This is a genomic window from Paenibacillus pasadenensis (genome assembly GCF_023715725.1).
Lineage (GTDB): Bacteria > Bacillota > Bacilli > Paenibacillales > Paenibacillaceae > Paenibacillus_O > Paenibacillus_O pasadenensis_A.
Genome location: NZ_JAMBOT010000001.1, coordinates 259,532 through 272,992, shown reverse-complemented (window position 1 = coordinate 272,992; position 13,461 = coordinate 259,532). Strand labels below are relative to the sequence as shown.

The following is a 13,461-nucleotide window of genomic DNA, read 5'->3' as shown; positions in this document are numbered from 1 at the left end:
TTTTTTCGACGATATAATAGAGTCTATTGGGATTTTTAGCGTTAATCGGGAGGGATCACATGAGCGAGGGCAAACGACAGCGCTTCGAGCTGTTGATGAAGCAAGCGGAGCTGCCGCCGGAGCTGATCGGGACCCATTTTACAGACGGGCATATCGAGAAGGTTCTGGTTAGTCCCAGCAACCGCGAATGGACGTTTTGCATTACAAAAAGCACCCTGGTCAAAAGGGATTTTTATACGATATTTTGCCGGACGATCCGCCAGAAGTTCAGCCATTTAGCGGACGTTACGTTTTGTTTTACGTATGAGGATAGTATTTCAACCGATGATTTGGCGCTGGAATACTGGCCGCTTTTTGTCGAGTGGGCACAGCAGGAGATGGCTTCGGTCAACGGTTGGCTGGCCAAAGCCGCTCCTTCTTGCAGCAACGGCATGCTGCAAATTATGCTGATGGACCGGGCTGGGCTAGAGCTGGCGAAACGCAAAAAAATTGACGAGGCAATCGTCCGCTTTTATGAAGACCGTTTTTCCCGCACTCTTCGCGTCAAGCTGGCTGCCGGTGAGAACGCCCGCGAGCTGTACGAGCAGTTTGAAAAGCGGGTTGTGCAGGAGAATAGCGAGCAAGTGCAGCAAATTATGACCAGTGTAGCTTCCGAAGCGGTGCCGGAGCCGGAAGACGGAGATGTGAAGCTGGCCGTAGGCTACGACATCCGCGAGGAGCCAGTCCCGTTGATGAATATCGTCGAAGAGGAGAAAAAAATCACGGTGCAGGGCACCGTATTCGGCCTTGAGGTGAAGGAGCTGCGCAACGGCAGCACGCTGTTTACTTTTAACGTGACCGATTTTACAGATTCCATGGCGATGAAGATGTTTGCCAAAACGAAGGAAGACGTGAAGGTGCTCTCCAAGCTCTCCAACGGCAAGTGGATCAAGGCGCGCGGACGTGTGGAATACGACCGTTTCATGCAGGAGCCGGAGCTGGTCATGATGCCAAACGATATGCATGAGGTGCTGGCGCCGAAGGAGCGTACGGATACCGCCGAGGTGAAAAGGATAGAGTTCCATCTGCACACGACAATGAGCACGATGGACGCGGTCACTTCCGTGGATACGTACATTAAAACGGCTGCTAAATGGGGACATTCCGCGATTGCGGTTACGGATCACGGCAACGTCCAGTGTTACCCGGATGCTTTTAAACACGGCAAAAAGAACAACATTAAAGTTATGTTCGGCGTAGAAGCCAATGTCGTGAACGATGCGGTTCCGATGGTGCTTAATCCGCGCCAGGAGTCGCTGAAGGACGCCGAGTACGTCGTATTTGACATCGAGACGACGGGCCTGTCCATTACTAATTGTAAAATTATCGAGCTTGCGGGCGTGAAGTACAAGGACGGTCAGGAGATTGACCGGTTTGCGACGTTCATCGATCCGCATGAGAAAATTCCTTACCATATTCAGCAGCTGACGAACATTACCGACGACATGGTGCGCGGTGCGCCGGAGCTGGAGCCCAAGCTGCGCGAGTTTATTGATTTTATCGGCGACTGTGTGCTCGTTGCGCATAATGCGCGATTTGATATCGGTTTTATTCAGGCCTCCTGCAAAATGATCGGAGTTCCCGATCTGACCAATCCCGTGCTGGATACATTGGAACTAGCGAGATTTTTGCATCCAACGATGAAAAATCACCGTCTGAACACGCTGTCCGACAAGTACAAGGTTGCGCTGGAAAGCCATCACCGCGCTGTGGATGATTCCGTGGCGCTGGCCGGCGTCCTGTACGGGCTGATCAACGACGCTGCAGAACGCAGCATTACCGGATTGCATCAGCTGAACGATTACGTCGGCATGGATTTGTCCAACAGCCGTCCTTTCCACTGCAATATCTACGCGCTCAACGCAGTAGGCAAAAAAAATCTGTTCAAGCTGATTTCGCTGTCGCACACAGAATATTTCAAGCGTGTCGCCTGTATTCCGAAAAGCAAGCTGAAAGAGCTGCGGGATGGCTTGCTTGTCATATCCGGCTGTGAGAAAGGCGAGTTTTTTGAGACGGTCATGAACAAAACGGTTGAGGAAGCTGAGGATGTAGCGGAATTTTATGACGCGCTGGAAATTCAGCCGATCGATTTTTATATGCATCTCGTTGATAAGGGACTCGTTGGCAGCCGCGCGGAGATCGAAGATGCGATGCGCAAAATTTGCGCTATCGGCGATAAACTCGGCAAACCGGTCATCGCTACCGGCAACGTCCATTATCTCAATCCCCGGGATAAGATGTACCGCGAGATTACGATTATGGGCATTACCGGCTTCAGTCCGCTGAAGTCGCAGCGTCTGCCGGACGCGCATCTGCGCACAACGGACGAGATGCTGCAGGAATTCCGTTTCCTCGGCGAAGAGCTGGCTTACCGGGTTGTTGTCACGAACACCGTTGAGCTGGCGGAGCGTTTTGAAGCCTATGAGATGTTTCCGGATAAGCTGTTCACTCCGATCATGGAAGGCGCGGACGACGAAATCCGCGAAACCTGTTATGCGACGGCCCGCCGCATGTACGGCGAAGAGCTGCCGCAGGTCGTGATCGACCGGCTGGAGAAGGAGCTTGTGCCGATTATTAAGTTCGGCTTCTCCGCCAACTATCTCATCTCGGAGCGTTTGGTCAAAAAGTCCAATGCGGACGGTTATCTCGTAGGCTCCAGGGGTTCCGTCGGAAGCTCGATTGTCGCTACCTTCCTTGGTATTTCCGAGGTCAATCCGCTGCCGCCGCACTATCTGTGCAAAACGGATGGCTGCTGCCATAGCGATTGGATTTTGGACGGCAGCGTAAGCTCCGGATTTAATCTGGCGGACAAAGCCTGCCCGAAATGCGGAGAGATGATGAAAGGGGAAGGCCAGGACATTCCGTTTGAAACTTTCCTTGGTTTTAAAGGGGACAAAGTCCCCGATATCGACCTTAACTTCTCCGGCGAGTATCAGCCTATCGCGCATAACTTTACCAAGGAGATTTTTGGTGAAAAATGCGTGTTCCGCGCCGGCACAATCGGCACGGTTGCGGAGAAAACCGCCTACGGCTTCGCCAAAAAGTATGAGGAAGAAAAAGGCCGCAAATGGCGCGGCGCCGAGCTGAGCCGTCTCGCATCCGGGTGTACGGGCGTTAAGCGCAGCACCGGACAGCATCCCGGCGGTATCGTCGTTGTGCCGGATTATATGGAAGTTGAGGATATTACGCCGGTTCAATTCCCGGCCGACGATGTCAATGCGGAGTGGAAAACGACGCATTTTGACTATCACGCATTCGATGCCAACCTGCTGAAGCTCGATATTCTGGGGCATGACGATCCGACAATGATGAGGATGCTGCAGGATTTAACCGGCGTTGATCCGACAACGATTCCGATGAACGATCCGAAAGTCATGAGCATGTTTAACTCCACCACTTCGCTCGGCGTAACCCCGGCGCAGATCCGCTCTGCGGTCGCCACCTACGGCGTTCCGGAAATGGGAACGAAGTTTGTCCGCCAGATGCTGGAGGAGACGCAGCCGAGCTCTTTTGCCGACCTGCTGCAAATCTCCGGTCTGTCGCACGGCACGGGTGTATGGCTTGGCAATGCGCAAGAGCTTATCAAAAACGGCACCTGTACGATTAAAACCGTAATTGGCTGCCGCGACGAGATTATGCTTTTCCTCATCTATAAAGCCGGCATGGACGCCGGACTCGCCTTTAAAATTACGGAGAGCGTGCGGAAGGGCAAGGGGCTTACGCCGGAGTGGATTGAAGAGATGAAGCGCTGCAAGGTGCCGCAATGGTATATCGATTCCTGTCTGCGCATCGAGTACATGTTCCCGAAAGCGCATGCCGCCGCATACGTTATCTCGGCTGTGCGGACGGCTTTTTTCAAGCTCTACCATCCGATCGCCTATTACGCTACCTATTATACAGTGCGCGCGGAGGACTTCGATCTTGAGCTGCTTTGCCAGGGCTACGACAGCATTCTCAAACGTCTGGTCGAAATAGAGCAGAAGGGCTTTGCGGCAACGCCGAAGGAGAAATCCTCCGTGTCAATTTTGGAGATGGCGCTGGAAATGACCGCGCGCGGCTTCTCGTTTAAACCGATCGATCTGTACCGCTCGGAGGCGAACCGCTGGATTATTGACGGGGACAGCCTGATTCCGCCTTTCTCGGCCATTGCCGGCATCGGCGAAAATGCAGCGCGCAACATCGCCGCTTCGCGAGACGGCGGAGAGTTCCTCTCGGTGGAAGACTTCCAGCAGCGCTCCAAAGCTTCCAAGACTATTATCGAGGTGCTTGGCGGCATGGGCTGCTTCAGAGGACTGCCGGAATCCAACCAGCTGTCGCTGTTCTAAAGGCAGAAGACGCGTCATAATGCGGGAAGTCTCTTTTCCTGCCAATAGCTTCAGAGGAAAACAATTCTTGTCAGTGCATATGGGTTATGATATAATTTTTTTGGTAATCATGAGGATAGAACTAACTTTCTGAAGAGTGGGGAAACCCACTCTTCACGTTTTGTCCACTACTTTTTTCGTTGGAATCAGGAGGTCTATCGGATTTGAGCACATCCAGAATCAAGGCGGTCGTCGAAGAGATGATCACGCCGTTTCTTAGCGAGAACGGGTTCGAGCTTGTAGATATCGAGTACGTGAAGGAAGGCAGCAACTGGTTCCTGCGCGTATTTGTGGATAAAGACGGCGGAATCGACATCGACGAGTGCGGCCGGATCAGCGAATATCTGAGCGAGCGCCTGGACGAGAATGATCCCGTCTCAGACGCTTATTTTCTGGAGGTCTCCTCTCCGGGTGCGGAGCGTCCGCTGAAAAAGCCCGAGGACGTGAGCAAAGCAGTCGGCAAGCAGGTCTGTGTGACCACGTACGAGCCGATTGACGGATTGAAAGAATTCGAGGGTCCTTTGCTGTCATTCGACGGAGAGACTGTGTCCGTCCAAGTTGGCCGCAAAAGTCATTCGATTCCATATGCCAAGGTGGCCAGCGCCAGGCTGGCTATCGTTTTCTAAATAGCGAAAGGGGGATTCACGGTTCAATGAGTATGGATTTTATTGAAGCTCTTAATGAGATCGAGCGTGAAAAGGGGATAGCCAAAGACGTCCTTCTTGAAGCGATCGAAGCGGCGCTAATTTCCAGCTATAAGCGCAACTTTAACACGGCGCAGAACGTGCGGGTGGATATTAACCGGCACACGGGCGTCATTAAAGTATACGCTCGCAAAAATGTCGTGGAGGAAGTTCTTGATCCGCGTCTGGAAATTAGCGTGGAAGCGTCGCGCGAAATAAATCCGCATTATCAGCTTGACGACGTGGCGGAAATTGAAGTGACGCCTCGTGATTTTGGCCGTATCGCTGCCCAAACAGCGAAGCAGGTCGTAACGCAGCGCATCCGTGAAGCCGAGCGTGGACTGATTTATAACGCTTATATCGATAAAGAAGAAGATATCGTTAACGGTATCGTGCAGCGCCAGGATACGCGCAATCTGTTCATTGATCTTGGCAAGGTAGAGGCTGTGCTTCCTCTGACCGAGCTGATGCCGACTGACAAGTTTAAACACGGCGATCGCGTCAAATCCTTTATAACCAAGGTTGAGAATACGACCAAGGGGCCGCAAATCATTCTTTCGCGCACGCATCCGGGCTTGCTCAAACGTCTCTTCGAGCTGGAGGTTCCTGAAATCTACGACGGCGTTGTTGAAATTCGCTCCGTAGCCCGCGAAGCTGGCTTCCGCTCCAAAATTGCGGTTCATTCCCGCAATGACGAGGTTGATCCAGTCGGATCCTGCGTCGGTCAGAAGGGAATGCGCGTGCAAACGATTGTTGCTGAACTGAAGGGCGAAAAGATCGATATCGTCCGTTGGTCCGACAACATTGAGGAGTACGTTGCCAACGCGCTCAGCCCTTCCAAAGTGCTTGAGGTCATCGTGTTTGAGCAGGAAAAGATGGCCCGCGTAATTGTGCCGGACTACCAGCTTTCTCTGGCAATCGGCATCAAGGGCCAGAACGCTCGTTTAGCGGCCAAGCTGACCGGCTGGAAAATCGACATCAAAAGCGAAACGCAAGCGGAGCAGGAGTACGGACGTGAGCGTACGCAATCGGCAGCAATGCATCAGGATTCCATTTCCATCGACTAGGCTGAAGGGGGGATCTCATGAAACCTAGAAAAATCCCGCTGCGCAAATGCGTGGCCAGCCAGGAGATGCTCCCCAAAAAAGAACTGATCCGGGTCGTCCGCACGCCGGACGGCGCGATTACGATCGATCTGACCGGCAAAAAATCCGGGAGGGGCGCTTATCTGAAAGGAACGGCGGACAATTTCCGCTTGGCCAAAAAGACACGTGCGCTCGACCGTGCGCTGAAACAAACCGTGCCGCCGGAAATTTACGACCAGCTGGAGCGCGAGTTCATTTCCGTGGAGGAGCAGTTCCTCGCCGCCAAGGAGCAGGAGGCGGATGGGGATGACGAATAAAGCTCTTTCCAGTCTCGGAATGGCAATGCGCGCCGGCAAAGTCGTGACTGGCGACGATACGGTGCTGAAGACGGTCCGCCAGGGCAAGGCAGCCCTTGTTCTGGTGGCGGCTGACGCCTCCGACAACACCAAGAAGAAATACCGTGACAAATGCGCGACATACGGCGTATTTTTGGCTGAAGCCTTTTCCCGCGATGCGCTTGGCCATGCCCTCGGCAAGGAAGAGAGGGTTGTCATCGCAGTTACGGATGCGGGATTCGCCAACATGATTCGGGGTCGATTGAGCCAGAATACGGAGGTGGAGAATATTGACTAAACCACAAGACGGTAAAGAAGGCAAAGATAAACTTCGCGTATATGAATATGCGAAGTCCCTAAACATGAGCAGCAAAGAAATTATTACGATTCTTAAGCGGCTGGATACGCCTGTCAACAATCACATGAGCGTGATGGAGCATGACATGGTGAGCAAGGTGGAAGGATTCTTCCGCGACATCAAAGCGAACGCCGCAGCCAAGAGAGCGCAAGGCAGCCCGCAGGCCAACACAGCCGCGACCCGCCAAGCCGAGAAGCGGCCGGAGCAACAAGGAGTGCATACTATTCCACGTCAAGAGCAAACCCAACAACCAAATCAACAGGATCGACAGGTGACTATGAACACGACAACGAACAACCAAGGTAGCAACGGAACTCAGCAGCGGCCGTCCCAAGGCGGCGGTCAAGGACGCGGCCCTAGCCAGGGCGGCAACAATAGAGGCGGCCAAGGCGGCGGTCAAGGCAGCCGTCCGCAAGGTCAAGGCGGAGGCCAAGGCCGTCCACCGGGCCAAGGCGGCGGATACGCAGGCAGCCGCCCGCAAGGTCAAGGCGGAGGCCAGGGCCGTCCGCAAGGCCAAGGCGGCGGCGGATACGCAGGCAGCCGTCCGCAAGGTCAAGGCGGAGGCCAAAGCCGTCCACCGGGCCAAGGCGGCGGATATGCAGGCAGCCGTCCGCAAGGTCAAGGCGGAGGCCAAGGCCGTCCACCGGGCCAAGGCGGCGGATACGCAGGCAGCCGTCCGCAAGGTCAAGGCGGTGCGACTGCAGGCTCCGCTCCGCGCGGTGAAAGCCGCAGCACGGCTCCGGCTACGCGCACATTCGGCGAGAACAAACCTGCCGGAGGCGGCCGTAACGACTTTAACCGTGGCGGCGGCCCAGGCAGCAACAACCGTCGCGGGGGCGGCAAGCCAGGCGGACAGAACGGCCGTTTTGACGATCGCGGCGGCAGCTTCAAAAACCGCGGCAAAAACGGACGCGGCGGCAGAAGCCAACAGCCACAGCGCGAGAAAATCGACAACACGCCAAAGAAAATTATCGTTCGCGGCAGCATGACCGTTGGCGAGCTGGCGAAGCTGCTCCATAAGGACGCTTCCGAAGTTATCAAAAAGCTTATTTTCCTCGGCGTGATGGCTACGATCAACCAAGAGCTGGATATCGAAACGATCCAACTGGTCGCTTCCGAGTTCAAGGTTGAAGAAGTAGAAATCAAGATTCCGGTTGAGGAAGACGATTTCGAAACGGTGGAAGAGAAGGACGAAGAAGAGACTCTGGAATCCCGTCCACCGGTTGTGACTATTATGGGTCACGTTGACCACGGTAAAACGACGTTGCTCGACGCCATCCGTTCCACGAACGTTACGGGCGGCGAGGCTGGCGGCATTACGCAGCATATCGGTGCTTACCAAGTCGAAATCAACAGCAAAAAAATCACGTTCCTGGATACCCCGGGCCACGAAGCGTTCACAATGATGCGCGCACGCGGAGCCGAGGTTACGGACATTACCATTATCGTTGTGGCTGCCGATGACGGCGTCATGCCGCAAACGGTGGAAGCAATCAACCATGCAAAAGCAGCCAAGGTGCCGATTATCGTAGCGGTCAACAAAATTGATAAGCCGGATGCGAATCCCGATACGATCAAGCAAGAGCTCACCAAATACGAGCTCGTGCCGGAAGAGTGGGGCGGCGATACGATTTTTGTCAACGTATCCGCCAAACAGCGCATCAACCTGGAAGAGCTGCTGGAGATGATTCTGCTCGTAGCGGAAGTTAACGATTATAAAGCGAACCCGAACAAACGCGCCCGCGGTACCGTTCTTGAGGCAGAGCTGGATAAAGGCAAAGGCCCAGTCGCTCGTGTCCTCGTACAGCACGGAACGCTAAAAATCGGTGATGCGTTTGTAGCCGGCAACACATTCGGCCGCGTTCGCGCGATGATTAACGACAAAGGCCGCCGCTTGAAGGAAGCCGATCCGTCCACTCCGGTTGAGATTACCGGTCTCACCGAGGTGCCTCAGGCTGGCGATCCGTTCATGGTGTTCGAGGACGAGCGCAAAGCCCGCGCTATTTCCGAGCGCCGCTCCATCAAGCAGCGCCAGTCCGAAATGGGCGCGAACTCCCGCGTAACGCTGGATGATCTGTACAAACACATTAAAGACGGAGAGATCAAGGATCTCAACGTCATTATTAAAGCCGACGTGCAAGGCTCCTTGGAAGCTCTCAAAGGCTCCCTGGAGAAAATTGAAGTTGAAGGCGTGCGCGTGAAGAGCATTCACAACGGCGTCGGCGCGATTACGGAATCCGACATCGCTCTGGCATCGGCTTCCAACGCGATCGTTATCGGCTTCAACGTTCGTCCTGAATCTCAGGCTGCGGTTGCAGCCGAGCAGGAAAAAGTGGACGTTCGTCTGCACAACATCATCTACAACGTAATTGAAGAGATCGAGCAGGCGATGAAGGGCATGCTGGATCCAGTGTTCAAGGAAGTTGTCACTGGACATGCGGAAGTGCGCAACCTGTTCAAAGTGAGCAAGGTAGGCACAATCGCCGGTTGTATGATTACGGACGGCAAAATCTCGCGTTCGGCTGAAGCCCGCGTCATTCGTGGCGGAATTGTTCTGCATCAGGGCAAGATCGACACGCTCAAACGCTTCAAGGATGACGTTAAAGAAGTTTCGCAAGGTTATGAATGCGGTATTACCCTGGAGAAATTCAATGACATTCAAGAAGGCGACATCATTGAAGCTTTTGTCCAGGAAAAGGTAGAACGTTAAAAGAGGTGGTCCAGCATGGCTAAAATCCGTGTCGGCCGCGTGGGGGAACAGATCAAAAAAGAGCTCAGCCAGATTATCCAGACTGAGCTCAAAGATCCCCGCATCGGCTTTATAACGGTAACCGGCGTGGATGTCACAAACGATATGTCCCAGGCGCGGGTTTACTTGAGCGTGCTCGGGAACGACGATCAGAAGGAAGAGACGCTTAAGGCTCTGGCGCGGGGAACCGGCTTCATCCGCTCCGAGCTTGGCAAGCGTATCCGCCTTCGCCATACTCCAGAGCTGCTGTTCAAATTCGACGGCAGCATCGAGTACGGCAGCAGGATTGAATCGCTTCTGACGAAGATCAACCGGGAGAATGGCGGCGAATGAGCGGGCAGTTGCTTCGCGAATATGAAGCCGCAATAAAGTTTATGAACGAGGGGGACGACTACTTAGTTGTCTCCCATGTTCAGCCTGACGGGGATGCAATCAGCTCAACGCTGGCCACGGCTTGGCTGCTAAGAAAACTCGGCAAGCGGGTAACGCTCGTCAATGAAGATACAGTTCCAGACCGGCTCCGTTTTATGAACGGGAGCGAGCTGATTCAGCCGCTTGGCGGCTTGTCCTCCGACCTGCGCTTTAGCCGTATTGTTGCGGTGGATTGCGCCGATTTTAAACGCATCGGCCGTGTGTCGGAGCGTTTCGCGGAAGGATATGAACTTTTAAATATCGATCATCATCCGACCAACAATTTATATGGCGTTGCCAACCTAGTCGTTCCGGATGCGGCTGCAACCGCTCAGATTTTGTATGAGCTGATTGCGGCACATGGCCTGAAGCTGGACGTTGAAGCGGCGGAAATGCTTTATACCGGCTTGCTCACCGATACCGGAGGGTTCCGTTATTCCAATACGGACACCCGGGTCATGACAACAGCCGCCAAGCTGCTTGAAGCAGGCGTCAACGGGCACGCTATTGCTGACCGTCTGCTGGAAGCGATGTCGCTCCCGCAGCTTAAGCTGCTGCGGCTCGGCCTCAACCGGATGCAGTTCCAGTATGGCGACCGTGTATGCTCCATGTTGATTACGCCGGAGGATATGGCGGATACCGGGGCGGCTCCGGAGGACTTGGAAGGGCTGGTCAACTATGCCCGCAACGTAGAGGGCGTAGAGGCCGGCGTGCTGTTCAAAGGAATGCGGGACGGCAGCGTTAAAGCCAGCCTGCGCTCAGGCACTACGCTTGATGTATCGGCTATCGCCGCTTCTTTTGGCGGCGGCGGACATGTTCGCGCGGCCGGCTGCCGGCTGGACGGGCCGGAAGCGATGCCTCTGCTCTTGGCGGCAATCGGGGAGGCGCTTGAGTCTCTATGAATGGAATTATCGCGGTGTGGAAGCCTGCGGGCTGGACCTCTCACGATGTCGTAGCTAAATGCCGCAGGCTGCTCCGCACCAAAAGAATCGGCCATGCCGGTACGCTGGACCCGATGGTTACAGGAGTTCTTCCGCTGTGTATCGGCCCTGCTACCCGTGTGGTGGAATATTTACAGGAATTGCCCAAGGAATACGAAGCGGTGCTGCAGCTCGGCGTCTCGACGGATACCCAGGATTTAACCGGCGAGGTGTTAAATCGCGTTGATACTGTTGTTATTACTGAATCGGCCATTCGTGAAGCTCTGCTGCACTTTGTCGGGGAGATCGAGCAGCTGCCTCCGATGTTCTCGGCGGTAAAGGTCGATGGTAAACGGCTGTACGAGTTGGCGCGCGAGGGTAAAACCGTCGAACGCAAGCCAAGGCAAGCTTTTATTCATGAGCTTGAGATCACCGGCATGGAGCTGGACCAGCCCCATCCGATTATCCGCTTTCGGGTTCTTTGCTCCAAAGGAACCTATATTCGCACGTTATGCGTCGATATCGGCGAGCGGCTAGGCGTGCCTGCGGCGATGGCTGAGCTGAAGCGTACGTTGTCCGCAGGATTCCATAGGGAGGACTGCGTAACGCTGGAACAGCTGGAGCAGCTGGCAGCGCAGGGGACGGCCGAGCAGTGCCTGATTGCTGCGGACCGTGCGTTAGCTCATCTGCCGCAATTTACTGCGGCTGTCCCAGCTATTCGCCAAGCGCTGCAGGGGCGGCATATCCCTCTAGAGTGGCTTGATGAAGCTCCATCCCCAAGTGGATTTGGAATGGTTCGTCTCTACAGTCATTCCGGGCTGTTTGCCGGTTTATACGAACCGGACGCTGAAACGGGAATGCTCGTTCCAGTCAAGGTATTTGCCCGGCCGGAAGAACTCTAATTTCGCGCCGAAGTAAAAGAGAAATGCAGGTGGGTGGAAGTGGAGATACATGTTGTAAGCTATCCGTTGGAGAACGATACCGCCAGCGCCTCTCCATGCGCTCTGGCCATCGGGCATTTTGATGGCGTTCATCTTGGCCACCGTTCAGTTATCGATCGTGCGGTAGCCAAGGCGCGCGAGAGCGGTCTGCGGGCAGCAGTAATGACCTTCAATCCGCACCCGCGCGAGGTGCTGGGAAGAGGCGGCGGTTATGCGGCCAGCCTGACCCCGCTTCAGGATAAGCTGGAGCTTTTCCGCGAGGCGGGAGCGGACACGGTATATGTCATGCGCTTCGATCCGGCTTTTGCCGAGATAAGCCCTCGCACCTTTGTGGATGAGGTGCTGCTGCGCCTTGGCGTCAAACATGCGGTGGTCGGCTTCGATTTCCGTTTCGGACGGTTTGGCGAAGGGACTGCCGATGGACTGCGCGAGCTAGGCGCCGATGACTTTGGCGTTGACGTTATTCCAGCCCAAAGCCGCGAAGGCCTTAAAGTCAGCAGCACCTACGTCCGGGAGGCACTGGAAAACGGACAGGTGGAGCTGGCCGCTGAGCTGCTTGGCCGGCCTTATTCCGTTAGCGGAGTTGTCGTTCACGGAGATGCCAGAGGCCGGACAATCGGCTTCCCTACTGCCAATGTGCAGCAGGATGAATCGTATGTCGTTCCGCGGCTCGGCGTTTATGCGGTGCGGGTACATCTTCCTGCTGCGGATGGACGGGAGGCGCAGGTTCGCGCCGCCGTGCTCAATCACGGCATGAAGCCTACCTTTAATAAAGAGAAGATCGTGCCGGTGCTTGAGGCGCATCTGCTTGATTTTGAAGGTGATCTTTATGGAAATAGAGTGCGAATCGAGTTCCTTCATTTTCTGCGGGCAGAGCGGAAGTTCAACGGGATTGCGGAGCTTGTCGAGCAGCTGGGCAAAGACCGCGACCGAGCCGCGGAGCTGCTCAACGCATAGACAGGCACGCAGGTTTACTTTGTCATTCGATAGTGGTATACTACGTAATGTTGTCCAGGGATTTATCCTTTTGGACACGCTGGCCCCGGCTTGGCCGGCCGCTCTCACCGGCGGCGGCGAGGCTGACGGCGACTTAAGAAATTATAGCTAATGGAGGTGAACGAGGATGGCACTTACACAAGAACGCAAGCAAGAGCTCATCGCTGAGCACAAAACGCATGCAACTGACACGGGTTCCCCCGAAGTTCAGGTCGCTATCCTGACTCAGAACATCGTGAACTTGACAGACCACCTGCGCACGCACAAGAAAGATCACCACTCGCGTCGCGGTCTTCTGAAAATGGTCGGTCAGCGCCGCAAACTGCTGGCTTACCTGAAGAACAATGATGTTAAACGTTACAGCGCTCTGATCGAGAAGCTTGGCCTTCGCCGCTAGGAAATGCCGCTGTAAATGAAGCAACCTGGTTGCCAGCTGTCCGGGACTACCGGAAACGCCGCAGCCGGGTTGCTTTTTATAATAAAAGAGAAGTTTTCGGTATTATCGTTATACATACTCCATCCGGCCCCCTTGTTAAGGACAGGCGGAGGATTCGGAGATGAACTGTCGAATGGATTCAAG

11 protein-coding genes are annotated in these 13,461 nt (G+C 54.7%); all 11 read left to right on the top strand.

Annotated features, from left to right (window positions below):
• Positions 1 to 59 precede the first annotated feature (59 nt).
• Entirely contained in the window at positions 60 to 4,364 is a 4,305-nt protein-coding gene (locus M3223_RS01240; protein WP_251558145.1) for a PolC-type DNA polymerase III, read from the top strand.
• Between the two features lie 203 nt (positions 4,365 to 4,567).
• On the top strand, positions 4,568 to 5,029 hold the full coding sequence (rimP, locus tag M3223_RS01235; RefSeq protein ID WP_251558143.1) for a ribosome maturation factor RimP: 462 nt from the start codon (positions 4,568 to 4,570) through the stop codon (positions 5,027 to 5,029).
• Positions 5,030 to 5,055: 26 nt separating this feature from the next.
• Positions 5,056 to 6,153: a transcription termination factor NusA gene (nusA, locus tag M3223_RS01230; protein ID WP_251558141.1), complete on the top strand. Its 1,098-nt coding sequence runs from the start codon at positions 5,056 to 5,058 to the stop codon at positions 6,151 to 6,153.
• Positions 6,154 to 6,170: 17 nt separating this feature from the next.
• The gene (gene rnpM, locus M3223_RS01225; protein ID WP_251558139.1) at positions 6,171 to 6,488 is read left to right on the top strand and encodes an RNase P modulator RnpM; all 318 of its coding nucleotides are present in this window, start codon (positions 6,171 to 6,173) and stop codon (positions 6,486 to 6,488) included.
• Positions 6,478 to 6,804 (top strand): L7Ae/L30e/S12e/Gadd45 family ribosomal protein, encoded by a 327-nt coding sequence (locus tag M3223_RS01220; RefSeq protein ID WP_251558137.1) that lies wholly within the window; start codon positions 6,478 to 6,480, stop codon positions 6,802 to 6,804. Before rnpM ends, M3223_RS01220 begins: the two co-directional genes overlap by 11 nt.
• The gene (gene infB / locus M3223_RS01215; RefSeq protein ID WP_251558135.1) at positions 6,797 to 9,574 is read left to right on the top strand and encodes a translation initiation factor IF-2; all 2,778 of its coding nucleotides are present in this window, start codon (positions 6,797 to 6,799) and stop codon (positions 9,572 to 9,574) included. The genes M3223_RS01220 and infB overlap by 8 nt, the downstream gene beginning before the upstream one ends.
• Before the next feature lie 15 nt (positions 9,575 to 9,589).
• Positions 9,590 to 9,946, top strand: a complete 357-nt coding sequence (gene rbfA, locus M3223_RS01210) for a 30S ribosome-binding factor RbfA (protein WP_028597391.1) — start codon at positions 9,590 to 9,592, stop codon at positions 9,944 to 9,946.
• Entirely contained in the window at positions 9,943 to 10,926 is a 984-nt protein-coding gene (locus tag M3223_RS01205) for a DHH family phosphoesterase (protein WP_251558133.1), read from the top strand. Before rbfA ends, M3223_RS01205 begins: the two co-directional genes overlap by 4 nt.
• Positions 10,923 to 11,846, top strand: a complete 924-nt coding sequence (gene truB, locus M3223_RS01200; protein WP_251558131.1) for a tRNA pseudouridine(55) synthase TruB — start codon at positions 10,923 to 10,925, stop codon at positions 11,844 to 11,846. The genes M3223_RS01205 and truB overlap by 4 nt, the downstream gene beginning before the upstream one ends.
• A 39-nt stretch (positions 11,847 to 11,885) precedes the next feature.
• Complete coding sequence (locus M3223_RS01195) at positions 11,886 to 12,842, top strand: bifunctional riboflavin kinase/FAD synthetase (RefSeq protein ID WP_251558129.1); 957 nt, start codon at positions 11,886 to 11,888, stop codon at positions 12,840 to 12,842.
• 166 nt (positions 12,843 to 13,008) lie between these two features.
• Complete coding sequence (gene rpsO, locus M3223_RS01190) at positions 13,009 to 13,278, top strand: 30S ribosomal protein S15 (protein WP_251558127.1); 270 nt, start codon at positions 13,009 to 13,011, stop codon at positions 13,276 to 13,278.
• Positions 13,279 to 13,461 lie beyond the last annotated feature (183 nt).

Bases quoted from the DNA above. Each gene is read 5' to 3' on its own strand.
- M3223_RS01240 (WP_251558145.1), top strand. From the start codon at position 60: ATGAGCGAGGGCAAACGACAGCGCTTCGAGCTGTTGATGAAGCAAGCG.
- nusA (WP_251558141.1), top strand. From the start codon at position 5,056: ATGAGTATGGATTTTATTGAAGCTCTTAATGAGATCGAGCGTGAAAAG.
- rnpM (WP_251558139.1), top strand. From the start codon at position 6,171: ATGAAACCTAGAAAAATCCCGCTGCGCAAATGCGTGGCCAGCCAGGAG.
- M3223_RS01220 (WP_251558137.1), top strand. From the start codon at position 6,478: ATGACGAATAAAGCTCTTTCCAGTCTCGGAATGGCAATGCGCGCCGGC.
- rbfA (WP_028597391.1), top strand. From the start codon at position 9,590: ATGGCTAAAATCCGTGTCGGCCGCGTGGGGGAACAGATCAAAAAAGAG.
- M3223_RS01205 (WP_251558133.1), top strand. From the start codon at position 9,943: ATGAGCGGGCAGTTGCTTCGCGAATATGAAGCCGCAATAAAGTTTATG.
- truB (WP_251558131.1), top strand. From the start codon at position 10,923: ATGAATGGAATTATCGCGGTGTGGAAGCCTGCGGGCTGGACCTCTCAC.
- rpsO (WP_251558127.1), top strand. From the start codon at position 13,009: ATGGCACTTACACAAGAACGCAAGCAAGAGCTCATCGCTGAGCACAAA.